Here is a 23,121-nt window from a genome sequence, read left to right on the forward strand (position 1 = left end):
AGATACCGGCGTGCCTGACGCACCGACACCCCGTACCTACTCGCCAACGTGCGGGCGGCTGCGGCCACAGGCGCACCTGCCCCGGCCAGATCCGCGGCGGCGTTGACCCGCCGGGCGTACTCGACGCTATCGACACGATCACCACGCACCATGTCACAAACCTACTACCCATTGTGACGCCCCTTACCCTCCGTGCGGGGAAGGAGTTCCAGCCGTCGGTAGCCGAGCGTCACCTCGAAACAGAAGTTGCCCATTGCGTTGGGGGCGTGATTTCCCCTCTGCTGATGAATGTCGCATTGCACGGTCTAGAGGAAGCCGCTGGAGTTCGCTATGTCGTCAACGGCGCTCAAGCCGGTGATACGAAAAAGGACTCCCCGGTATTGGTCCGCTACGCCGACGATATGGTCGTGCTCTGCCACAGCCAGGAGCAGGCACACCAGGCCAAGGTGAAACTGGCGGAGTGGCTGGCGCCTCGGGGGCTTGTCTTCAACGAAGACAAAACGCAGATCGTTCACCTGAAAGACGGGTTCGATTTCCTCGGGTTCAACGTCCGCCGCTACCGCCGCAAACTGCTGATCAAGCCGAGCAAAGCGGCTGTCGGGCGCCTCCGGAAAAGACTCGCGGACGAGATGCGCAACCTGCGCGGATCGAATGCGATGGCAGTTGTTGCCAAGCTCAACCCCATCATCAGGGGTTGGTCTGCCTACTACCGGGGCGTGGTGTCGTCCAAGATGTTCAGCTCCCTCGACAACTACCTGTGGAGGCTGCAATACAAATGGACAACTTGGACCCACCCCCACAAGCCGAAGAACTGGATCGTCAATCAGTACTTCGGTAAACGCAACAAGTTCAGGAACGACCGAGGGGTGTTCGGTGCCCCTGGCACCCCTGCCTACGTCACTAAGTTCTCCTGGACTGACATCGTCCGGCACGTAATGGTCAAGGGGAAGGCATCACCCGATGACCCTTCCCTGGCTGACTATTGGGCAACCCGGCGCAAGAAGGTCAAGCCGCCGCTCGACAATTACACGCTCCGCCTGCTCACCAAGCAGGAAGCGCGCTGTCCGTTGTGCGGCGACCATCTCCTCTTCGCCGAACAACCCCCTGAGTCTCCTGAGCAATGGGAGCGATGGTGGCTGCGGATCGCCCGTCAGGCGATCACGGCCGACTACCTCGTTCACCATGGAAGACCAGGGTCGCGGTCAAACGATGATGGGACCCGGCTCGTACACGCTTCCTGTCGACGCGGATATCTCATCCGCCAACGCAGGTACACAGCACAGCTCTCCTGAATCGCCCCGTGGGGCTTGCATGAGCCGTGTGCCGCGATGAGTGGCTCGCACGGTTCTGAGGGGGGAGCGGCGGGGTGACCCGCCGCTCCTACCCGGCAATGCCCCCTGCCAGGTCGTCATGGAGTCCAGTCCGCGAACTCGTAGAGACCATGTCGGCTGAGCTTGGTAGCGACCTCGTTCCAGTCGGCTCCGGCGCATTGGGAGACCAGTCGCTGGAAGAAAGTCTCGAGTGCGGGCCAGTCGAAGGAACCGACGATCACGTGATAGACACCCGGCATGGGGCCCTCCCGGCTGACCCGATCTTGTAGCCATCCTGGTGTGCAGACGATGAACTGGAAGGACTCCTCTCCCTCTCCATCGCATGGCCCGGCCAGCAGCTGGACCACGAACATGAACCGCTCGGGATCCTCGGGGGCGAAGGTGGTCGGGTCGATGTCCGGGGTGAGGAGATGACGGATCTGAGCTCTCATGTGTTCCCCTGTGCTTTGGTGGTTCGGCGGCTGACGTCGGCGGCGTAGGCGGCCCAGTCGCCGGCGGATGCCTTCTGCCACTGGACGGCGACTTGGATGTGGATGCCGAGCATGCGGGCCAGGATCGCGACCGGGACTTCTTCGGCGAGGGCGAACAGGGCCGTTGACCGGGCCTGGCCTGGTTGGATCCCGACGTTGATCAGTCGTTGGCCGAGGCGAGCGATTAGTCGCAGGGTGCGTTCGGTGACACCGAACAAAGGGCCCCGCCTCCCGGACGGGGGGTACCAGGAGGCGGGGCAGCATCAGGGGGCGGTCAGACGTCAGTGCCTGCCCGTACGGTACGCCCCTCCGGGACGCCGTGTCCCTCGGTCACAGCGGCCTGCCTAGGGTGTTGCGGCGACCGTTCCTGCTGCCGGACGGCGGCGACCAGCTCGCGCAGGTGCTCGGCCGAGCTGGTGCCGGGGATGGGCGCGATGTGATCGCCCAGGCCCAGCAGCCACGTCAGGGCCTTCTCGGCGGAGAGCTTGCCCGCGTTGAGCGGCCTGTAGGGGACGTACGGAAGGCCGCGCCGCTGGCAGACAGCCACCACGGGGTCGTCAGGCTCGTCCACGTTCAGGACGTTCTGCTCGGCCGCGACCTCGACCAGCGCACTGGCCGCCCCAAGGTCGTCCACGGTGACCTTGGAGATGCCAATGTGCCCGACCTTGCCTTCGACCTGCAGTTCGCGCAGGGCGCCGAGCTGGTCGGCCAACGGCACCTGGGGGTCGATGCGGTGCAGGTAGCACAGCTGGAGCCGGTCCACGCCCAGTCGCCGCAGCGACGCTTCGACAGCAGCCCGCAGGTAGTCGGGCCTCCCCAGGGGCTTCCACTGGTTCGGGCCGGGCCGCACCATGCCCACCTTCGTGGCGATCAGCAGGCTCGCCGGATAGGGATGAAGGGCAGAGCGGATCAGCTCCGCGGCCACGGCGGGCCCGTAGGCGTCGGCGGTGTCCAGGTGGGGGTGATGCCGTGGTCATGCACCGCCTCCTGCAGCACGCGGCGCGGCGCATCGCCGACGGGGGCACCCCAATGACCCGGGCCAAGCCCATGGTGCCAAGGCCCAGCCGGGACACGGCGACACCGGCGATCTGGATGGTCCCCGCGGGCCGCGTCACGCGGCGCTCATCTGGGCCACAGCCGCCAGAGCCGCCTGGATCGCAGCTTCGCGCGAGTCGTCGCTGTTGGCGACCTGCAGCACCGGCACGTCGAACTGCCGAAGGAGCTCGGCCACCTTGTCGGCGACCAGCGCCCGATAGCCCAGGTCACGGTCGCGGTGCTCCCCCAACGGGACGGCCGGGTCCAGCACGGTCGCCAGGATCAGGCTGTATCCCCGAGAGTGGATCTGCGCCACCTGCATCAGATGCTCCAAGCTCCCGGCCTTCGGGGACTCCCCCCGGTGCTGCAGCGCAGCGAGCCAGTACGCCACCGGGTCGATGACCGAGCGGTCCACCGGCACCACCTCGGCGTCCAGCGCCGCCTGCAAGTCAAGGGCGTGCCGCATCTCGGCGGCATCTCGCTGTGAATGGGGTCCGTCCGCTGGTGGTCGGCGTGGTCCGGCGGGGATCAGGGACCACCGTGGGCCGACGTGGGGCTGTACGGACAGGTGAGGCTCGGCTGGCGTGCGGCGTCGCGGTGGACGAAGGCGGGGCGCTGCCGCTCGTCCGGAAGGTCGTAGTAGCGGTGGAAGACCGCGGTCGCCGATCCCGACAGCGGGGGCACGATCCAGCTCCAGTCCGTCGGGACTGGCCGGCCGTGCTTGGCTTCGCGCTCGATATGCGCCAGGAACCGATGGGACTCGGTGTGGTGGTCGGCGATGGTCACGCCGGCCTGCTGGTAGGAGTGCAGCACGGCGAGGTTGAGTTCGACCAGGGCGCGGTCGCGCCAAAGAGTGCGCTCGCTGCTGGTGTCGAGGCCGAACAGGACGGCGACAGCGGGCAGCAGGTTATACCGGTCGGTGTCGCCCAGGTTCCGCGAGCCGATCTCGGTACCCATGTACCAGCCATTGAAGGGCGCGGCCGGGTAGGTGATCCCGCCGATCTCCAGGGACATGTCGCTGACGGCCGGCACTGCGTACCAGCGCAGGCCCAAGGCGGCGAAGCCGGGGTCGTGCGGGTGCGTCAGCGGCACCTCCAGCACGGCGTCATCGGGCACCTCGTAGAACTCCGGTGTTGCGCCGGGGGCGGGCTGGACGAGCAGCGGCAGCACTTCGAAGGCGTTGTCGCCGCCCTTCCATCCCAGGTCCTTGGCGAGCGCGGCGCGTGCGGCGCTGCGCGGGTCGTCGGCGTAGCGGACCAGTTGCTCGCCCAACAGCCGGGGCGCGGGGCGGCCGGGACGGTCCGGGGCGAAGACGGTGATGACCGGGCGTATGCGGCCTTTGTTGGTGGCCAGCCGCAGGTGGTCGAAGCACCCCCGGGCCACGTCGTCGGGGTGGTGAACGTGCCGCAGGTCGCGCACGGTCAGGTTGTTCCAGTACAGGCGGCCGATGCAGCGCGCCGAGTTGCGCCAGGCCACCTGGGCGCCGAAGGTCAGCTCGGCGGGCGTGTGCTCGTAGGTGCCGGTCTCCGCTACCTCCGCCTTGATGCGGTCGAACCTGCCCCGCGGGTCGGCCGTCTCGGGATTCTCGGCCGCGAACTGGCGGATGAACGTGTCGGCGGCTTTAAGGAGAGCGCCGTGCTCAGGCGGCCGGCGGTGCGTGAACGCGCTGCGCAGATTCGGGTGCGGGAAAGGCACGGGGATTTCCCTAAGAATGGTCGGCGGTCCGGGAGGAGCGGGTGCGGCTGACGGGCGTTTGCCATGGCTCCAGGAGAATCTGAGGGCATCGCTGGTAAGAGACCTGTTGGCGGAGTGCTCCTCGAGCCGTGAAGTGCTGGGCGCGAGAGATACGGAGCGACGGGCTCGAGCACGTCTCACGCGCGGATATGTGCCGGCATCGATGCCGGCAAGGGGCGTCTCGACCCTCCAGATGCCGGCCAACTACCGGGCCGACCGGATAACCGAGTACCAGACCCCGGCCGGCCCTGCGCCAAATCGGCGTCGAGTTCCTGGTCGGGGTCCGTGCGCGCGGATGGCAGCGCGTACGCGGGAGGCCGAGAGCATGCGGCTGCTGGGGTGCGGGGGACGCGGGGCCGGGCCGGACCCGCTGGGGAGAGCCCGGGCGGCAGCGAGGGGCAGTCAGCCGGCTCGTGCCGGTGGTCCTTGCCGTTCCCCGGATGCCTCACGCGTAGTCCTCGCCGGGCTCGCCTTGCTGGTCGCGCATCCGCTGCGGCAGCAGCGCGGCCTCCAACGCGGGTACGTCGAAGGGGTCGTGCAGGATCCGCTCGCGCGGGATGCCCTTGCGTACGAGGGTGCTGGTGGCCCGGGTGACCATGTCGATCGGGCCCGACAGGAAGGCGTCGTGCTGATACCACGGCCCGAACTCGCTCAAGACCTGCGGCAAAGTGCCCTCCAGGCCGGCGATGCGCTCGTGGGAGACGGCGGCGCGCACCGACAGCCAGTGGTGGCGTTGGGAGATCCTGAGCATGTCGTCGAGTCCGTAGAGCTCGCCGGCGGTGCGCGCGCCGATGAAGACGTCGACGTGCCGCTCCATGCCGCTGCGCGCTGCCTGCTCGACCAGGGCCTGGATCGGGGCAATGCCGGTGCCCCCGGCCACGCAAACCAGGTCGCGGTCGCTGCGCGGGTCCAGGACCATGTCGCCCTGCGTCGGGCCCAACTGCACCTGGTCACCGGGCTTCGCCCAGTGCACCAGCGCCGGACTGACCTGGCCGCCGGGTATGGCGCGCACATGGAAGGTGATGGTGCTGTCGTCACGCGGGGCGTGCGCGGGCGAGTAGTACCGCCATGCCCGGGGCTGCCAGGGCGTCTCCATGCTGGCGTACTGCCCGGCGGTGTACGGGTACGGGAACTCGGTGCGCACGGTGATCTCGGCGATGCCGTGACCGCGATGCACATGGCGAATGATCTCCGCCTGCCAGACCGCGGGCGCCTGCTGGGCGTCGAGTTCGGCGGCCTCCGACATCACCTGGGCCACCAGTCCGTACGCGCGGGTCCACACGTCGGCCAGCTCCGCGCTCCACGCCGCACCGGCGAAGCGTGCCAACGAGGCGAGCAGGCACTCGCCCACCGCCGGGTAATGGGGGCTGAGAGCACCGAATTTGCGGTGGTCGCGGCCCAGCCGGCTGCAGAACCGCACCAGGTTGTCGGGGTCGTCAACCAGGTCGACGATCCGCAGCAGACCGCGCAGCAGCCGGTCGCGCTGCACGTCCATGTTCTGCGGGAACAGTCCGCGCACCTGGGGATAGCGGGTGAAGAGGATGGCGTAGAAGTACACAGTCATGTCCTGCGCCAGCGGGCTGACGATGGCCACACTGGCACGCAGCATCGCTATCTCGTCGCCAGATAGCAGGGCCGGCACAGGCGTGACAGCCTGCGGGACGGGCGAAGCCGCGGGCGAGGGTGGCGACGGTACAGGCCGCGCCTCATTCCGGGCCGCGGACGTATCTTGCGGTCTGCCGCCCAGACGCGGCATCCGCGAGGAAATCCTCACTCAGTGCACCCCAGATAACAGTCACTCGTCGCCGCGGGCAAGAACCGTCCTGCTCACCACTGCAACGAGTTGGCTCACATCGACCAGCGTGCGGGAACGGTGGCGGACGGCAGGACACGGCGCGGTAAGCACGCGCCAAACAGCGACTCCAGCGGCGCAGGGCGCCAAACAGCGACTCCAGCGGCGCAGGGCGCCGGGACGCGTTGCCGCCACGTGGCGAACGCCGCGTTCCGGTGGCGGCGCGGCGGGGACAGGGCGCGGTCACGCGGGGTCGGATCCGGCATGAACGGCAAGACCTCCTCGGTCACTTTGCCATGACGGAAAGAACTCGAACATCTTATTGGATTCACCTCATCCGTCAAAGGCGGTCACGCAGTGGACTGTTGCCCACGACACCTCCTCAACCTCTTCACGAGCAGAGCTTCGAGCAGGCTGCCGTGGCCCGATGACGCGTGCTCCGCGATCTCCTGGTGAGGTGGCAAATGCGGCGATTTACGGCCAGGTCGGCGGTCGGTGCTGCGCTTGCCGGAAGTGCTACTGAACGACATGCCGGATGTCGCCCACGAATTCCTATTTGTTAGCGGCCAGTTGCGATTCTCCGTCGACGGCCAGTTGACGGGGCGCTGTCTGGCCTGATGGTCACTGTCTGCCGTTGGCCGCTCCACCGTGAGCGGCGGCCGGAACGGATCGTGTCCCGTTCCGGCCGCCGCCCCGTGCAGTGTGATCACTGCTGCGGGGCCCGGTAGTAGTAGCTGCCGATTATGTGGAATCAGGTTTGTCAAGGTTCACCCCAACCTCCGCGATGGGCAGCACGGTGACGGTGGCGTTTAGGTACACCAGTTGCGGCACAGGTCGTCAGGTTGCCGGGGCTGGCCAATAGCTGCCGCTCCGGAAGCGACGGCGTCGCGGTCGACGAGGACATCTCCGCGACAGCCAGATGGCCCGTATCACCGAGGTGGAACAGGAGGGATTTGCCGCCGTCGTAGGGCGCGTTCAAAGACCCACTCCCGACCTTCTCTGTTGCACGTCTGTGATCGGACCACACCGACACGCGTGGGTAGGCCCGTCAGGAGGTGAGGATGCCGATGCCGTCTCCGAGCAGTTTCAGCCCGAGAACGAAGAACAGGGCCGCCATCACGGCGACGTTGTGCTGGGCTGCCCAGTCTTTCCAGTTGCCGAGCGTGATTTTCGCTCGCTCTCCCCCGAGCAGGAAGACTCCCAGTGGGGCCAGCAGGCCGAGGGTGGCGATCAGGACGAAGATAGCCAGCGACGCGATCTGCTGCCCGACCGGCAGTCCGGCTGAGCCGATCGCGGCGCCCGCGGCGATGGTCAGCGGGGCGTTCTTGGCGTTGAGCGCGGCCAGGGCCGTTCCAAGGCCGAAGACCTTGACCGGCGTGAGGCGGTCGATCGCGCCCATCCACTTCGGCAGCTGGGCCTGCGAGGGATCCTTCGGGCGCCGGTGCCATTGCCGGGCGCCGAAGAGGACGAGCAGCACGCCCAGAGCGAGCTTGAGGGCTCCCACCCAGGTGGCCGGGTGATTGTGGGCGGAGGCGCCCGCGGGGGAGGCGATCGCCAGCATCACCGCGCCCAGCGCCGAGAGTCCCAGGATCCAGCCGGCGGCGAAGAGCAGTCCGTTGAGACGTCCCCGAGGCGTGGCGAGTATGAGGATGATTGCGATGATCGGGAGCGGGCTGATCGCGACGCCGGCCGCAAGACCCAGCACGTCACCGAGAACTTTGCCCATCATTGCCTCCAGGTGGGGGGTCAGGGTGGCGATCGAGTTGAGCCACGTCTGACGGGGGTTGGTGACCCGACCGCCTGCACGCGGAGCCGTGGGACTGTCGTGGACGTGTCCGGGACGTGTTGGAAGGGCCCCGGAGCTGGGTCTGCGCCTCCGGAAGCGGTCCTTCTGGACGGCGATCTTTAGCGGTCTGCACCGTCCGGCGGTCGGCCGGATGTTCCAGACTGCTGAGCGTCTCGTCGCTCAATCCGGCTCACGGGGCAGCCGGAGCGGCACCGGGGGTTACGTGGTCGGCTGCGTGGCTGCCCTTCTCGGCCACGCGGAAGCAGTTGCCCGAGAACGTGACGCCGACAAACTCGGCAGGTCCCCATTACATGTTCCTGCGCCCTTCCGAATCTGTCTTCGGGAGCTTCTCGGAGCGCAAGGGCTTGGGCCTGCTCGTTGCCGCGGTGGTGCCTCCATCGAGCTCGACAGTGAGCCGACACCCGAAAATGCTCTCTCGGCACCGTGACGGACGAGGCGCACCTCGACGGCATATCGGGCACGAACCGTAGCCGGCCGGTGTCGGGGAATGGTGAACCGATCGGGCTGGACCCCGCAGTGCCGGAGCCTCTCGACAATCCGCCCCCGGGTCACCGCATCACCCCGGGCCGGGGATGCGAGGCGGCGTGTGTGCAGTCAGGATGAAGAGGTGAGGGCGATGGCGACTCATATTCGAGCGCTTGGCGACCCTCGCACCGTTTTGTGGCAGGAGAATCTCACGATGACTGCGACGAAAGGTGCAACCCAGTCGGCTCAGCCCGAGCGCCCGGGCATGACGGATGGGGTGTGTAGCGAGTTCACGGTCTTTACCAAGATCAAGCCGGGCCATGCGGATGCGATGCGTGAGGATCTCGCCACGCTCGCCGCCGGGTCGGCTGACGTGACGGCGCGTGGGGCGCTGCGCGAGATCGGCACCCTGCACGACGCACGCCACGTGCTGTTCGACAACGACACCCGGCACATGTTCGCCAGCGTCTTCGACGGCTCCTGGGACACCTACATCGACGACTTCGGCAAGACGGTAGTCGGGTCCCGCTTCGACAAGGTCTTCTCGCACACCGAAGGGTTTCCTGGCGTCAGCGATCCAGGGGTGAAGGACTGGTTCGTCGCCCACCAGGCGCCCGCGGGTGTCTTCGTCAGCTCGTATCCCGATCTGACCGTTCAGCAGATCTGGAAGGACCAGCGTGTGAACGAGGCGTTCCAGGCGGTGCTGGACACGCCTGAGTTCCGGGCGGCGCTGGAGAACCCGGCCAACGCGGCGTTGCTGGCTACGCCTGCCTTCCAGAAACTGATGGAGGAAGCCGCAGGCTAGGAGCCGGACCAACCAACCCTCAGAGCCTACCCAGCGCCGTCGGGCCTCGTCGGCGGGCGCTGGGCAACCGGTGCGGGGCTGTCCAGGCAGAGTCCCGATGTGGAGGCACACGGCATCATGAACACGGCGGACAGCAGCGGCGCGGCCGGCGTGGGCGTCGAGATCGACGACGTCCAAAGCGGGGCACTGCGTCCACGGCCCGTGCCGTACGAGGGAAAGTTCATCTTCCTGCGGGTCGATGACCGCCACGCCGGGCGCGCCCTGCTGCGGCGGCTGCTCCCGGTGACCGCGGGTGGTTTGCCCAGCGTGGACCCGAGCCAGGATGCCTGGGTGGCTGTGGCGTTCACCTACCAGGGACTGAGGGCCCTGGGGGTGCCCCAGGAGTCGCTGGACAGCTTTCCGCGGGCGTTTCGTGAGGGCATGGCCGCTCGGGCGGAGCTGATCGGTGACGTGGGCGAGAGCGCCCCGGACCACTGGGAGACACCGTTTGGAACAGGCGACGTTCATATCGCGTTGAGCGCCCTCTCCTCCAATGCGGCGCAACTGGACAAAGAGCTGGAGCAGGCCCGCCTCGCCTTCCAGGACACACCCGGTGTCCAGGTGATCTGGCAGCAGGAGGTCCACCAGCTCCCGACCGGGCGCACCACCTTCGGATTCCGCGACGGCATCAGCCATCCGAACATCGAGGGCGTCGGCCTGCCCGGCTCCAATTCGCAGGAAGTCCCCATCAAGGCCGGCGAGTTCATCCTCGGCTACCCCGACGAAACCGGCAGCCTGCCGCCCATGCCCAGCCCCGATGTGCTGGGGCGTAACGGGACCTACGTGGCCGTTCGCAAGATCCACACTGACGTGGCGGCCTGGCGCCGGTACCTGCGCGCGAACACCTCCAGCGCCGAGGAGGTGGCACTCCTGGCGGCGAAGATGGTCGGGCGCTGGCCCAGCGGGGCGCCGCTGACGCTGACGCCGGAGCACGATGATGCCGAGCTCGGTGCGGATCCGCACCGCAACAACGACTTCCTGTACCGGGAGAACGACGACCGAGGGTTCCGGTGCCCCGCCGGTGCGCACATCCGGCGCAACAACCCCCGCGATGCCACCATCATCGGCGACGCACGGATGCACCGCCTCATCCGGCGCGGCACCACCTATGGCCCGCCGCTGCCCGAGGGCGTGCTGGAGGACGACGGCGCCGACCGGGGCCTGGTCGGAGTCTTCATCGGAGCCCACCTGGAACGACAGTTCGAATTCATCAAGGCCGAGTGGGTCAACGACGGCAACTTCATCGGCTACCCCGGCGAGAAGGACCCGGTAGCCGGGCATCACGACGGAACCGGCAGCGCCACCATCCCGGAGAAGCCGGTCCGGCGCCGCCTGCGGAACCTGCCCAGCTTCGTGGTTACCCGCGGCGGCGAGTACTGCTTCCTGCCGGGTCTGCGCGCCCTGCGCTGGCTCGCCGACCTGGAGGACTGAGGGGAATTCCTACCCCCTGAGGTCCCACCACGCTCTCCGAGGAGTGGTCGAAGTCATGGCAGCACAGTTTGTCCCCTACACGCCGGACGTCGAAGACGACGACCCGCGCTTCGACCAAAACCTGCAGACGGTGATCGACAAGACCGAGAGCTACATCACCGAGTCAGTCGAGGCCGGTGGCACCGGAGGGGCCCTCCGCGACGCCCATGCCAAGGGCTACGGGCTGGTCCGAGGGCAGGTAAAGATCCTGAACGGGCTTCCCCCCGAGTACGCCCAGGGCATCTACGCGACTCCTGGAACCCACGATGCGCTCATCCGCTTCTCCAACGGCTCGCCTCACGCCGGAGCCGACGCGCGACTGGGCAGCGCGACCGGATTGGCGCTGAAGATTTTCGACATCGACGGCCCGACCCTGCTGGAAGACGAACCGGACACAGGCACCTTCGACTACGCCAACATCAACGCACCGATCTTCTTCTGCAACACAGTCGAGCACTACCTGTTCATCCAGGAATTGTTTCTGAACGCGCCGGCCTACTTCTCCCAGGGCCGACCCGGCGCACATCGCTTCTTTACCGAGTTCGTGACCGGAAAGGGAACCCTGGACCAGGACGACTGGGCATGGGACGAGTTCCTGGCCTTCCTGCGCCTGTCAAAGATCCCCCCGGTCAACGTACTGCTGTCCAGCTACTGGACGATGGGCGCGGTCAGACACGGGGACTACATGGCCAAGGTGCGCATCACCCCCGATCCGGAATGCGCCGCTGCGGTGATCCGGCGCGCCATCGACCCGGCCTCCGCGCCGGAGGTCTTCCGACCAGCCCTGCAAGCCGAACTGCAAGAGCGGCCCTACGCCTTCGACATCCAGGTCCAACTCTGCACCGACCTGGAGCGCATGCCGGTGGAGGACACCACCGTGGAATGGCCCGAGCAGCTCTCGCCGTCCGTCACCGTGGCCAAGCTGCGGCTGCCACAGCAGGACATCTCGGGCCCGGAAAACCTGGAGAAGATGGACTCACTTTCCTTCACGCCCTGGCGGGTCACCGCCGAGCACGCGCCCCTGGGCAACATCATGCGGGCCCGCAAGGAGGTCTACCGGCGATCCTCCATCGCGCGCCACAAACTCAACCAGCAACCGCGCACAGAGCCCCGCAGCGCCGACGAGGTGCTTGGTGCCTAACCCGGCCCACCACCGCGACGATGCGTCAACCAAGCGGCCGGCCCTCACGGCTCGATGCCATCACCAGCCTGACCACCGGCCTGGCACGCATTAGGCAGAAGGGCCAGTTGGCTTCAGTCCGTGGGTACGAAACAGCAAGCCTCGCAAGTAATTCCACGTAACTTCTAGCTCCTGGTGGTAGTTCTCGTCGCCAACGTGCTTGTCCTTGTCGAACTCCGGGGAGTTCTTGATCTCATCCTTGGTGCGGTCGACGTGGATCGTGCGCTTGGTGGCGTCGATGGAGGTGATGGTGCCGGCGGGCAGCAGAACGTGCTTGTCGAAGATCCACATGCCGGGCGGGCGGCCCGTGCCGGCCTGGACCGTTCCGGCGAGAATGTCAAGCGCCGGATTGGATCTGGAGCTTCCAGTTCAACAAGTGGTGCTCTGCCCGTCGGGCGGCAGGTGAGCCGCTGGACCTCGGGGAATTCGGGGAGGCCCGGCGGCGGCGCGAGAAGCGGGGCTGAAGGCGCGCGGCCTGGTGGCCTCCGATATGAGCGGCTTGTCATGGCAGGAGTTCAAGCGGATCGAGCGCGAAGAGCCGGGCCGCGTGCTGCGCCGACCGTAGCCAGCCTCCACCCCGGCCCACCAGGGTCGTGTACGGGCCACGGGTTTCGTGATCTTGGCATTCTGCCCATACCTCCTCCTCGGGGAAGCTGCCAGAATCGCCCTCTCGGCGCGGGACGCACCCGAGACCGGTCACCTTCTCCCGTAGCCGCGCCGGGTGTACCGACGCGGGGTCCTTCGCGCGTCCGGGGCCGGTCATGGGTCGAGGCCGTTCCGGTTGGCAGATGCTGCACGTCGTGACGTCGGGCATGGTGAGCGCCAGATCCAGCGCCTTCCGGTCGAGCCGTCCGCCGCCTTTGACGCGGCAACCGTCACGGTGAACCACGCCGTGGCCAGTGGCGCCGTCGGGGTTGGGCACGTGCTGCAGCCGCCACGCCAGCTCGGTACGTGGCTCCGGTGGCTGCGCTGCGGCCTTCTCGGCCTGCTGAATCTTCGCGTCGACCGCGGCGAGCTGCATCTGCAGGTAGACACGGATCACCCGCAGGCGCTCCAGATCCGGCGGCAACTCGTACATATATTCGAGCGTAGCCGCGCGCGGCGTGGAGTCAGCCAGATGATGGGCGCTGGTGCCGGTCTGACCGAGCAGGGCGAATGCACCGCCCGGTACGCCGGCGCGGGGGCTTTCGTGCGTCCGGGGTCAGCTGCGCTAAGGAGCGGGCTGATCGCGGCCGCCGCCTGGAGCAGCGCCACGGGGATCCGGTGGCGCTACGGCACCGGGACCAGGTCAGTGACGATCTGGCCGCACTGCCCGCAGACCGCCCGGTAGATGGGCGGAGCGGCGTTCGCATACAGCGTGGCGTTGAACGGCACGCCATCGACGGGGCACCCGGCGGTCTGGCAGGTGGCCACCATGGCTACGGGAGTGGTCTCTTCGTCCATATCAGCTTCCGATCAGCATCCAGTCGATTCCAGTAGCGGTCGTACTGGTCCTGGTCACCCACCGTCAGGCTGGTGGAGGAGATGGAGGTGACACCGACGCCGGTCACAGCGGTGCCGGGGGCGGTCGTACTCGGGGTGGCGAAGCCCCGGATGGTGGCTCCCTGCACGTTCAGCCCGGTGACTGTCACGGATGTCGGTGTATTGGCTGCCGAGGGCGTGATGGTGACGCGGCCGGTCACGATGGAGCCGGCCGTGAGCACGCCGGCAACAGCCGCGCCGGTGTCGACGACCAGGCCGCCGAGCTCGGTGAAGTCCAGGTTCTTCGCGTTTACGTCGATGTGGAATCCGGAGCCGCGCACTTCCACGTTGGTGAAACCGCCGCCACCGCCGGACCCGTTGGAGGCGTACGCCACGACCCGCGACGTGCCGTTGGTGTCCTTCGCGGCCTCCCAGAAGGTGTACGCCGTGCCGTCCAGGTTGTCGGTGGCCTCGATCCGCGCCCGGCCCCCGTCGACGCCCTGGATAGGCGAGTACATCCGGAGCGTGGCGCTACCCCGGGAAAGGTACGGGGCGCCGACGACGGTCTGGGGCTGGAGGTTGCCGCCGCCCAGATCGACGACATCGGAGCTGATCTGCCCGGGGGTGACCTCGCTTGCGTGGCCGCTGTAGATGAGCAGCGCGCCAGCAGACCCGGGGCCGCCGCGAGCTCTCTGTTGCGCGCCGCGTTGCGGATCGCTCTGGATATCAGCGGTGTTTGATAGTGATCATCCATCGCGTACTCGATAACTTCCTTGGTACAGCAATCGAGGACCGTCGCCAGATACAGCCGCCCCTCACCGGTGGCGATGTACGTTGTATCGCCGACAAGTTTCGTTCCCGGCTCGGCAGCGGTGAAGTTGCGACCGACCAGATCCGGGATCGGGCCGGCGGTTGCCTTGGTCAGGGAGACGCGTTTGGGGCGGGGCTGGCACGGCTCCAGCCTCATCGCACGCATCAGCTCCCGGACCAGCTCCAGGCCGACGGCGACGTCCCAGCGTTGCAGCTGGGCGTGCACCCGGCGGTAACCGTAGGTCGCGTCCGAGAGGTCGAAGGCTTTCTTGATGAGGATTTTCAACTCCTCTCGGCGCTGGGCCGTTGCCGATTCCGGCCGCGAACGCCATTCGTACGTGGGGACGTGAAGTCCCTCGCACATGAACGTGACGGGAAATGCGCACTCCGCTGTGTCGAGTCGCATCGTGTCGATGAACTCGTAATTGCCCATTGCCGGGCATCCTTCGCGAAGTACGCTGCGGCTTTTTCAGGAACAAGTTTTCCATCTCCAGCTCGCGGTTCCGCCGTTCGAGCTCCTTCAGCTGTGCCCGCTCGCTCACCGTCAGTTCGGGGTCAACGGCCGATTCTTGCTGCTTCTGGTGTTTCTTCACCCAGCCTCGTAGGGTTTTCGAGTTCAGATCAAGATCCCGAGCAACTTCAGAGACTGTCTTGCTCGACTTGACTGCAACCTGGACGGCTTCCTCGCGGAACTCCGGCGAGTACTTGCTGGGTCGCGCCATTTCTTCCCCATTTCCTTGTTGCAGGGATTCTATTGGATCCCTGTCCGGAAACTTCGGGGCACCTCAACCGACGGCACCACGCACCTCCCGGACAGAACCAACCATCCGCTGGCTGCCCCGTCCCGACCGCCACCACACCCAGCCGACCAGAAAACCGCAGCTCATCGAGCTACAGCACGGTTCACCACCACGCTCTCAACCTACGAAACGCCAGCCCAAAAACAAGATCAACCAAAGATCCAACAACCAGTCACACCACTACAACGACCTGCAGGAAAAAGCTGCCCGGCTCGCCGAGGCCCGGCAACACGTACGCCAGCTACTCGACGCAGGACACGACGACTCCAGCGACGGCACCACCCGTCTGGTGCATCTCGCCCGGGACATCCACGCCCTCACCGCACAACACAACATCGAGGCCCGGAGCGCCGCCAGCCTCTTCACCAACATACAGTTGAACCTCTCCTGCTCTACAGACTATTGACGCTGCACAGCCCCGATGCTTCACTTCCCCGCGAGAGCGCTCTCTGCGCTGGAGGGCCAGCCGCAACACCCTCCCCCACCCACCACGCCAGGGAGATCCATGTCCGCCACCCCCACCCGCCGTGCTGTGCTCCGCAGTGCAGCCGTCGCCGCCACGTTGCCACTGGTCGGCAACCTCTCCACCGGATCAGCCTTCGCCTCGTCACCCGCCCGAGGAGCCAATGACCTGGGCTCCAACGTCCTTGTCTTCGACCCCTCGATGGGCGACGCGGCGATCCAGGCTCAGGTCGACGCTGTGTTCAACACGCAGCAATCCAACCAGTTTGGCACTGAGCGGTACGCTCTGGCCTTTAAGCCGGGCACCTACAACGTCGACATCAACGTCGGGTTTTACACTCACGTGCTTGGGCTCGGCGACAGCCCTGACGACGTTGTGATCAACGGGCATGTCACAGTCGACGCCCAGTGGCTGGGCGGCAACGGCACGCAGAATTTCTGGCGCGCCGCCGAGAACCTGTGCATCGTCCCGCCGGACGGCCTGGAGCGCTGGGCGGTTGCCCAGGCGGGCCCGATGCGCCGCGCCCACATCAAGGGCGACATGACCCTGTGGCCCAGCCCGCCCGGCAACCGCTGGTCCAGCGGTGGATTCCTGGCCGACAGTGTGGTGGACGGCCAGGTCGACTCGGGTTCGCAGCAGCAGTGGCTGTCCCGCAACGACAGCTTCGGCAGCTGGACCGGCTCCAACTGGAACATGGTCTTCGTCGGCACCCAGGGCGCTCCCATCCAGCACTTCCCCAACCCCGCCTGGACCGTCGTCGACCAGACCCCGGCCGTCCGGGAGAAGCCGTTCATCACCATAGCCGCCGACGGCTCCTACCGCGTCTTCGTGCCCGCACTTCGCCGCGACTCCGCCGGGACGACCTGGGCCTCCGGCCAGGCCGACGGACACAGCATCCCCCTGTCCCGCTTCCACGTGGCCCGGCCTGGCGATTCAGCCGCCACCATTAACCACGCCCTTGCCCGGGGCCTCCACCTCCTGCTCACCCCCGGCGTCTACCCCCTCTCCTCCCCCCTCCGCGTGTCTCGCCCCGGCACCGTCGTCCTCGGCCTGGGCCTGGCCACCCTCCAGGCCACACACAGCAACTCGCTCCTCGAGGTCGCCGACATCGGCGGCGTCTCCATCGCCGGCGTGCTCCTCGAGGCCGCCTCCGCCGGCTCCCCCTTCCTGCTCCGCGTCGGCCACGGCCCTAGCCGAACCAGCCACGCCGACAACCCCACCGTGCTCTTCGACGTCTACGCCCGCATCGGTGGCGCCCTCGCCGGCAGCGCCACCGTCAGCATCCAGCTCGACAGCAACGACGTGATCTGCGACAACCTCTGGCTCTGGCGCGCCGACCACGGCAACGACGGCACCGTCGGCTGGTCGGTCAACCCGGCCGACACCGGCTTCCTCGTCAACGGCGACCGGGTCACCGCCTATGGCCTCGCCGTCGAGCACTACCAGAAGTACGAGGTGCTCTGGAACGGAAACCACGGCCGCACCTACTTCTTCCAGAACGAGCACCCCTACGACGTCCCCACGCAAGCCGCCTGGGTCCATGGCACCACCAACGGCTACGCCGCCTACAAGGTCGCCGACTCCGTCACCGACCACCGGGCCTGGGGGCTGGGCAGCTACTGCTTCTTCAACCTGCAGGCGGACATCTACACCGACCGGGCCTACGAGGTCCCCGACACCCCCGGCGTCGCCTTCACCGACCTGATGATCGTCTGCCTCAACGGCCCAGGTGGCGGGGGCATCCTGCACTGCATCAACAACAGCGGCGATCCCGTGCAGAACGGCTTCGGCACCTACAACATGAAGGGCTACGCGGACGGCATTGTTAGTGTCTGACCAAGCGGATACGAGAATCCACCCTTTCTGCTGATCAGACCGCGCCTGCCCATTGGAGGACCACTTTGTAGCCCCACTTCGTCAGGCTGGTTGACCGACTTCTTGAGCGCAAGCCCGGGCGTTCACGCCCGGGTTAGCTCATCCCGGCTGCGGAGCCGCGCAGCGGCGGAGCACGCTCCGTTCTCTGTGTGCCACCGGGTTGTCAGTCGCGGGTTGCAGTCTTCAACTGGTCCGTCGGCAAGGGCGGAACATGGGGGCTGCGGTGTCGGTTGCTGCTAAGTCTCACCTCGATTTCCTGCGGCTTCTCATCCCGTGTCGCACCTATTTCTCACCCGCTGTCCGACACGCATCTCCCGCACATCACACAAACCAGCAATCGCCATCCGGAATGGGGTTGGACGGCTCAGGGACGACCCGCGATGATCCCGGCCGCCGTGTCCTCATTGGTCGCGTCCGCGGAGTGGTGTAAATGATCTCGACGCGGATGCCGTTAGTTGATCTTATGCGGCGTCGGCGGTTGCTGTCACGGTGGCCGTGGTGGTGGGTCGCAGTTGAGTCAGGGGGTCGAGCAGGGCCCGGCGCAGGTCGTGCAGCGTACGCAGGGCGACGGCGGTCATGGTGAAGCCGCGGGCGGCGCGGTCCAGGACGGCCCAGACCAGGCTGACGCAGGAGGTTTCGCCGGGGAACCGGCCGATGACCTTGACCCTGCGCCGGGTCTCACCGAAGGTCCGCTCGATGAAGTTGGAGTGACGGATCCGCTTGTGGTGCTCAATGGGGAACCGCAGGTAGGGCGTGAGGCTTTCACGATCCGTCATCATGGACTTGATCGCGGCCGGGTATTGCTTCTCCCAGGCCGCGGCGAAGGCGTCGATGCGCTGCTGGCCGGGCGCGATGTCGTTCAGTTCGGGCACGGTGGTGTCGAAGACCTTCCAGAGGTCGTCCTTCACGGCCTGCTGGTCGGGCTTGCTGATCTTCGACAAGACGTTTCGGGACTTGTGGATCAGGCACCTCTGGCGCAGTGAGCGGCCCAGTACGAGCTCGCAGGCGGCGATGATGCCCGGGGCGCCGTCGGATATCACCAGCAGCGGTGGGCGCAGGCCGCGCTGGAGCAGGCCGGCGAGGAAGTCCTCCCACGCGTCGGTGCCCTCCCAGGCAGCGGCGGCCAGGCCGACGAACACCGGCTTGCCGTCGGTGGTGACGCCCCAGCGGCGAGGACCGGCTCGCTGCCGGCGTTCGGGTGCATCTTGAAGTGCGAGGCGTCCAGTAACAGGTAGTCGAGCACGACGCCGGACAGCTCGCGTTCGCGCCAGGTGGCGCACTCGGTGCGGATGGCCTGGCAGATCGTGGAGACCGTTGACTTCGACAAGGCGGCCTCCGGTCCGAGGGCGTCCGCGAGGGCGTTCTCCACGTCGCGGACGGACAGCCCGCGCACGAAGGAGGCGATGACCAGCGATTCCAAGGCGTTGGTGCGGGTGACGTGGGTGCCGAACAGGCGGGAGGCGAACTTCTCGGTGATACCTCGCAGCTTGGGGCGTTGGACGGTGATCGGTCCGGCGGTGGACTTGATGGTGGTGGGGCTGTAGCCGTTGCGGTGTCCGGCGCGGACGGCCGGTGCATCATCGCCGTCCCCGGTGGCGGCGGTGCGCTGGTAGCGGGCCCGGCCGAGGAAGGCCTCGACCTCGGCCTCCACGGCGGTCTGGATGATCATGCGGGCGCCGAGGCGGGCGACGTCCTCCAGGACCTCGACCAGGTCGCGGTCCCCGGTGCACAGGGCGTCGATTTCGGCGCGCAGGACATGCGTGGGCAATACTCGTGCGGTCACGGGCGTAGGACTCCTCGGAGAGCAGTGACGTGTGAACTGGCAGTTCAGCACGGCACCCTACGCCCGTGATCCTTTTACACCGCACCTTGGACGCGACCGGCGGTGGCGTGCCAGTGGTGGGAACAGGCCCTGTCCTGGGAACAGGAGCGGAGATGGCCGGCGCGGCTGCACCAGGTGGCGGGCGGGGACGCCGGACCGAGGTTTTGGTGGTGGCGGCGGCCGCCCGGGAGCCCCGCCGCCGAGATCGCCGTGGACCTGCGGCAGGGCAAGGACATCAAGTCCGTCGCCGACACCACCGCCACCAGCGGCTCCGGCGACAGCGTCCCGGCCAAGCTGCTCACCGCCGTCTCCGTGACGAAGGCGAACATCAAGGACGCCATCGGCACGGACGCCCTCTACACCACCGCCCAGCTGTGCAACGGGCCGTTCACGCAGCCCTGCAAGCACGCCGGCATCCAGTAGGGCCGAAGGCCCCGGCCCCCCGGTGTGTCAGGGGTACCGGTCTGTCACAGGCACCGGTGTGTCAGACCGGTACCTGTGTGTCACGGGTACGAGATGACGTTGCTCGGCGTGGTGTTGGACGGGGTGACCGCTCCCGTGTCGTTGATGACATGGGTGATCGTGCCGACGTTGCCGAGCGAGACGGTCAGCGCGTCGTGAAACTTCACGCCGGCGGTGTTGGGCACCTCGAAAGCGTGGTAGCTGTTCACCGACGGGTTGACGTTGAAGTAGCAGTAGCTGCCCAGGCCCCACGCCTCATGGGTGGTGACGCCCGCGCCGACCTTGTAGGCGGCGTAGCCGTTGACGCCCGGGGAGCTCATCCAGGCGCTTTGGTTGGGCGGGTCGTAGGGCATCTCGTTCTGGAAGAAGATCGTCTTGCCACCCTCGCCGTTCCACACCACCTCGTACTTCTGGTAGTGCTCGACGAACAGTCCGGTGGCCAGAACGTTGGCGCCGTTGACGATCAGGCCGGTGTCAGCGGTGTTGGTGGTCCAGCCGACCGTGCCCGCGGTGCCGTGGTCGGCGCGCCAGGCCCAGATGTGGTCGATGAGGGTGTTGCCGCTGTTGACGACCAGGCTGGTCGTGGCCTTGCCGGCGACCTCGCCGCCTATGCGGAAGAAGACGTCCTGAATGGAGGTCGGGTTGGACGCGTGGCTCGCGGACGAGCCGGACGGGCCGACGGTCAGCAGGGCCGCCGAGTTGGTGGTGCCGGCGTCGAACAGCAGGCCCTTGAGGCGTACCCCGTCCACATCGGCGACCTGCATGGCGTTGACGCCGTTGTCCGGGATGAAGGTCGGGTAGCCGATGCCGAGCACGACCGTGTTGGCCTTGGTGATGTTCAGCGTCTGGCTGAGGTGGTATACGCCCGGGGTGACGAAGAGGTTGCAGCCCTGGGCGAGGGCGTTGTTGATGGTCGCCGCGGTGTCGCCGGCCTTGACCACGTAGAACTGGCTCATCGGCAGTGAGGTGCCCGGGGTGCTGCCGTTCGCCCAGCTCGGGCCGGAGGCGTTGGTGCGCAGGGAGGGCAGGAACACCCGGTACTTGCCGGTGCTGTCCAGATACAGGTAGGGCACGTCGCGGGAGACTGGGGTGGTGGCCAGGGTGGTCTCCGGCGGGCTGGGGAAGGTGTTCGCCGGGGCGCCGTTGACGCCGGAGAAGACCATGTTCCACACGCCGCCGTTCCAGCTGCCGAGGTTGCTGTCGCGGGTGTACCACTGCTGCTGGGAGATCGACGCGGTCTGGCCGCTGACCTTGGTGTCGGCGATGTAGCCGCCGCTGGCGTAGCCGTAGCTGGCCGGGTAGAGGTTGAGCCCGCCGTGGACGTCGATCCGGCGGAAGGGGGCGGCCTGCGCCACAGCCCACCGGTCGGCGCCGGTGCTGGGGTTGATGGCCAGGTTCTCCGCGGACCGCCAGAAGTTCTGGGTGGCGTTGCCCTGGTCGGAGGTGTTGAAGGCGTCGACGGTGACATCGCCGTTGATGGTCACGTCGTCCGGGTTCTGCCCGAGTCCGGCCACCGAGGTGTAGAAGCCGACGTTGTCCTGGACGCTGTACGTGCCGGGCTTGTAGAGGTCGGCCACCCGGTTCTCGCTGAACTGCGCGGTGTTGGTGTCCTTCATCTGGTTGAACTGCGCGTCCAGCTGGGCCTGGATGGCGGCGTTGCCCATGGACGGGTCGAAGATGTGCACGTTCGACCCGAAGTCGGGCGTGTCCGACTGGGTCGGGCAGCCGGCGGACGCACCGATGGTGTACGTCGCGGTGGCCACCGCCGAGTCGGTGGAGCCGGACAGCACCGCGATGGCCTTGACGGTGGTGGTGGCCGTGATGCTCAGCGGCCCGGTGTAGGTGGCGGAGCTCGCGGTCGGCGCCGAGCCGTCAAGGGTGTAGTGGACGGTCGCGCCGGAGGTGGCGTCGGAGATCGTCACGGTCTGCGCGCTGCTGAAGGTGCCGCCCGCCGGGCTGAAGGCGGGCGTGGCGACGGCCCCCGGGCTGCTGCCGCCCTGGGTGTACGTGAATTGCGGCGTGTCGTACTGTGCGCCGTTCTTCTCGTATGTGAACGAGTACGTCAGCACGGACCCGTTGGTGAGTCCGGAGACTGTAAAAGTCCACGCGCCAGAGGAGCTGGCCATCTGGACGTTCTGCTGGTTGGCGCCGTCGACCAGGTAGTGCGTGATCACGTACTTGGCCGGAGTGGTCGGCGTGAAGGTGATCTGCGCCTGGGTGGCGCTGACCTGGGTGACGCTCTGGGTGTAGTCCGTGGCGGCCGAGGCGGTGCCCACGACGCCGTTGAGGCCGAGCAGTCCGGCCAGTGCCATAACCAGGGCGGCGAGCACGGCGAGGGCGCGCCGGTGGCGGCGCGGGCCTGAGTCGCCGCTCGGTGACAAGTGTCTGCGCATAGTGGGAGGTTCCTTTCGCCCGGCTTCGTGAAGTGAACACCGGGTCCGCACGGAAGTGGGGGGTGATTGCGCTTGCTTGTGCTGGTGAGCTGGGACTTACGGACCCTGGACATGCGTGCCCCTTGGATTCAGCATGCTGAAAACGCTCTCAATCTGCGGTCCAGGGCATTCCCGAGTCCGTAAGGCAGTGTCAAATGGCCTCGGCGACGCGTCAAGAAGATGCGCCGGATTCATCCTGCGAACGCTTGTGGTTCGGGTGGTCCCGGGCCGCCGTCACTTCGCGGGAACTGCGGGGCACGCGGGCGGAGATCGCCTGGAAACCCCGGTCGGACCTGGTACGTGAGCACGTACCGGCGCACCCAGGTCACCAGCGGGGCCAAGCCGCGGTTGACGTCGCCCTCACACGAGGACTTGGTGCACGATCAACCCGCCCTCGAAGCGGAACAGCACGGTGGCCATGGCAGGGCGCCAAGCGCCACCGACCCGGCGCGCGATGTGCACTTCGCGCGCGGCATCCCGGTATGCCCAAAGTGGCCGAGCGACTGGCAGCGCACCTGCGCCGCCATCCGCGAATGCCTGGTGGCGGCCGGCGCCGCCCTCGCCGAAATCCTGCCCGGCGCCACCCTGCACGGCCAAGGCGTCGGGAAATGGCTGGAAAACAAGCGCAGCCCGCCGTGTGGAACGGGCTCATGCCGGAGCAGCGCGAGCGCCTGGAGCAGCTCGGGGTCGAGCCCGCCGCCCCGGCCCCGCGTCCAGCAAGAGCGCTGGGGGCAGCTCTGGAGCGTCTCTGGAACTCTGTGTGTGCCTGAGTGATTCAGGCTTTTCGGGCGCGGCGTGGCCGTCTGTCGTGGCGGTGGGGTCCGAACCTCGGGGTGAGGGTGTGGACTCCGGTGGCGTACAGGTGGTG

At 67.3% G+C, this 23,121-nt stretch carries 21 protein-coding genes and 4 pseudogenes; 8 read left to right on the forward strand and 17 right to left on the reverse strand.

Translation table 11 applies throughout. From position 1 onward, the window contains the following. The coding region (locus FCI23_RS46430) for a group II intron maturase-specific domain-containing protein (RefSeq protein WP_246144708.1) at positions 1–1,292 on the forward strand (1,292 nt) is incomplete at its 5' end. 116 nt (positions 1,293–1,408) lie between these two features. On the opposite strand, the gene FCI23_RS46435 is transcribed toward FCI23_RS46430, so the two are convergent. The 7 genes from FCI23_RS46435 to FCI23_RS46465 form a co-directional block, all read right to left on the reverse strand. After that, the gene (locus FCI23_RS46435; RefSeq protein WP_136730058.1) at positions 1,409–1,762 is read right to left on the reverse strand and encodes an Imm8 family immunity protein; all 354 of its coding nucleotides are present in this window, start codon (positions 1,760–1,762) and stop codon (positions 1,409–1,411) included. Continuing rightward, a complete protein-coding gene (locus FCI23_RS46440; RefSeq protein ID WP_136730059.1) occupies positions 1,759–2,019 on the reverse strand; it encodes a hypothetical protein in 261 nt (86 codons plus the stop codon). The genes FCI23_RS46435 and FCI23_RS46440 overlap by 4 nt, the downstream gene beginning before the upstream one ends. A gap of 56 nt (positions 2,020–2,075) precedes the next feature. Then, on the reverse strand, positions 2,076–2,726 hold the full coding sequence (locus tag FCI23_RS46445) for an aldo/keto reductase (protein WP_246144709.1): 651 nt from the start codon (positions 2,724–2,726) through the stop codon (positions 2,076–2,078). Positions 2,727–2,912: 186 nt separating this feature from the next. After that, on the reverse strand, positions 2,913–3,302 hold the full coding sequence (locus tag FCI23_RS46450; RefSeq protein ID WP_136730060.1) for a DEAD/DEAH box helicase family protein: 390 nt from the start codon (positions 3,300–3,302) through the stop codon (positions 2,913–2,915). 62 nt (positions 3,303–3,364) lie between these two features. Continuing rightward, positions 3,365–4,531: a nitric oxide synthase oxygenase gene (locus tag FCI23_RS46455; protein ID WP_265737828.1), complete on the reverse strand. Its 1,167-nt coding sequence runs from the start codon at positions 4,529–4,531 to the stop codon at positions 3,365–3,367. Positions 4,532–5,015: 484 nt separating this feature from the next. Next, positions 5,016–6,179 carry a globin domain-containing protein gene (locus tag FCI23_RS46460; protein ID WP_246144710.1) on the reverse strand — a complete coding sequence of 388 codons (1,164 nt, stop codon included), beginning with the start codon at positions 6,177–6,179 and terminating at the stop codon, positions 5,016–5,018. Between the two features lie 1,231 nt (positions 6,180–7,410). Further along, positions 7,411–8,091, reverse strand: coding sequence for a GAP family protein (locus tag FCI23_RS46465; RefSeq protein ID WP_246144711.1), 681 nt, complete (start codon positions 8,089–8,091; stop codon positions 7,411–7,413). A gap of 694 nt (positions 8,092–8,785) precedes the next feature. On the opposite strand from FCI23_RS46465, the gene FCI23_RS46470 reads away from it, so the two are divergent. The 3 genes from FCI23_RS46470 to FCI23_RS46480 all read left to right on the forward strand — a co-directional run bounded on the left by FCI23_RS46470 (position 8,786) and on the right by FCI23_RS46480 (position 12,089). Beyond that, complete coding sequence (locus tag FCI23_RS46470) at positions 8,786–9,439, forward strand: hypothetical protein (RefSeq protein WP_136730063.1); 654 nt, start codon at positions 8,786–8,788, stop codon at positions 9,437–9,439. 117 nt (positions 9,440–9,556) lie between these two features. Beyond that, entirely contained in the window at positions 9,557–10,909 is a 1,353-nt protein-coding gene (locus FCI23_RS46475; protein ID WP_136730064.1) for a Dyp-type peroxidase, read from the forward strand. 55 nt (positions 10,910–10,964) lie between these two features. Beyond that, a complete protein-coding gene (locus FCI23_RS46480) occupies positions 10,965–12,089 on the forward strand; it encodes a catalase family protein (protein ID WP_136730065.1) in 1,125 nt (374 codons plus the stop codon). Between the two features lie 90 nt (positions 12,090–12,179). Here the strand turns inward: FCI23_RS46480 and FCI23_RS46485 are convergent. From FCI23_RS46485 to FCI23_RS64320, 7 genes and pseudogenes are all read right to left on the reverse strand, one after another. Then, positions 12,180–12,422: pseudogene (locus FCI23_RS46485) on the reverse strand (hypothetical protein); the annotation flags it as partial. Between the two features lie 208 nt (positions 12,423–12,630). Further along, positions 12,631–13,206, reverse strand: coding sequence for a hypothetical protein (locus FCI23_RS46490; RefSeq protein ID WP_136730066.1), 576 nt, complete (start codon positions 13,204–13,206; stop codon positions 12,631–12,633). Between the two features lie 191 nt (positions 13,207–13,397). Then, a complete protein-coding gene (locus FCI23_RS57455) occupies positions 13,398–13,571 on the reverse strand; it encodes a hypothetical protein (RefSeq protein WP_169317286.1) in 174 nt (57 codons plus the stop codon). Continuing rightward, complete coding sequence (locus FCI23_RS57460) at positions 13,547–14,107, reverse strand: hypothetical protein (protein WP_169317283.1); 561 nt, start codon at positions 14,105–14,107, stop codon at positions 13,547–13,549. The genes FCI23_RS57455 and FCI23_RS57460 overlap by 25 nt, the downstream gene beginning before the upstream one ends. Before the next feature lie 230 nt (positions 14,108–14,337). Beyond that, positions 14,338–14,457 (reverse strand): annotated as a pseudogene (locus FCI23_RS64310) (DDE-type integrase/transposase/recombinase); the annotation flags it as partial. Positions 14,458–14,589: 132 nt separating this feature from the next. Further along, a pseudogene (locus tag FCI23_RS64315) lies at positions 14,590–14,832 on the reverse strand (IS3 family transposase); the annotation flags it as partial. Between the two features lie 106 nt (positions 14,833–14,938). After that, positions 14,939–15,121, reverse strand: a pseudogene (locus FCI23_RS64320) (transposase); the annotation flags it as partial. On the opposite strand from FCI23_RS64320, the gene FCI23_RS57465 reads away from it, so the two are divergent. After that, complete coding sequence (locus FCI23_RS57465; RefSeq protein WP_211265778.1) at positions 15,060–15,605, forward strand: hypothetical protein; 546 nt, start codon at positions 15,060–15,062, stop codon at positions 15,603–15,605. The pseudogene FCI23_RS64320 and the gene FCI23_RS57465 sit on opposite strands and share 62 nt — an antisense overlap. Positions 15,606–15,704: 99 nt before the next feature. Then, positions 15,705–17,498 carry an adenylyl cyclase gene (locus tag FCI23_RS46505; RefSeq protein ID WP_169317287.1) on the forward strand — a complete coding sequence of 598 codons (1,794 nt, stop codon included), beginning with the start codon at positions 15,705–15,707 and terminating at the stop codon, positions 17,496–17,498. A gap of 500 nt (positions 17,499–17,998) precedes the next feature. On the opposite strand, the gene FCI23_RS62735 is transcribed toward FCI23_RS46505, so the two are convergent. Beyond that, positions 17,999–18,676 (reverse strand): transposase, encoded by a 678-nt coding sequence (locus FCI23_RS62735; protein WP_169317288.1) that lies wholly within the window; start codon positions 18,674–18,676, stop codon positions 17,999–18,001. Continuing rightward, positions 18,574–19,320 carry a transposase gene (locus tag FCI23_RS62740; protein WP_136730069.1) on the reverse strand — a complete coding sequence of 249 codons (747 nt, stop codon included), beginning with the start codon at positions 19,318–19,320 and terminating at the stop codon, positions 18,574–18,576. The genes FCI23_RS62735 and FCI23_RS62740 overlap by 103 nt, the downstream gene beginning before the upstream one ends. Before the next feature lie 102 nt (positions 19,321–19,422). Between FCI23_RS62740 and FCI23_RS46520 the strand changes: the two genes are divergently transcribed. After that, complete coding sequence (locus tag FCI23_RS46520) at positions 19,423–19,782, forward strand: hypothetical protein (RefSeq protein ID WP_136730070.1); 360 nt, start codon at positions 19,423–19,425, stop codon at positions 19,780–19,782. A gap of 80 nt (positions 19,783–19,862) precedes the next feature. Here the strand turns inward: FCI23_RS46520 and FCI23_RS46525 are convergent, their stop codons facing one another. Further along, positions 19,863–22,214 carry a chitobiase/beta-hexosaminidase C-terminal domain-containing protein gene (locus FCI23_RS46525; RefSeq protein ID WP_136730071.1) on the reverse strand — a complete coding sequence of 784 codons (2,352 nt, stop codon included), beginning with the start codon at positions 22,212–22,214 and terminating at the stop codon, positions 19,863–19,865. Between the two features lie 339 nt (positions 22,215–22,553). Here FCI23_RS46525 and FCI23_RS46530 point away from each other — a divergent pair, with 339 nt between their 5' ends. Further along, positions 22,554–23,027 (forward strand): hypothetical protein, encoded by a 474-nt coding sequence (locus tag FCI23_RS46530; RefSeq protein WP_136730072.1) that lies wholly within the window; start codon positions 22,554–22,556, stop codon positions 23,025–23,027. Positions 23,028–23,121: the final 94 nt, after the last annotated feature.

The organism is Actinacidiphila oryziradicis (assembly GCF_005047355.1).
Taxonomy (GTDB): Bacteria; Actinomycetota; Actinomycetes; order Streptomycetales; family Streptomycetaceae; genus Actinacidiphila; species Actinacidiphila oryziradicis.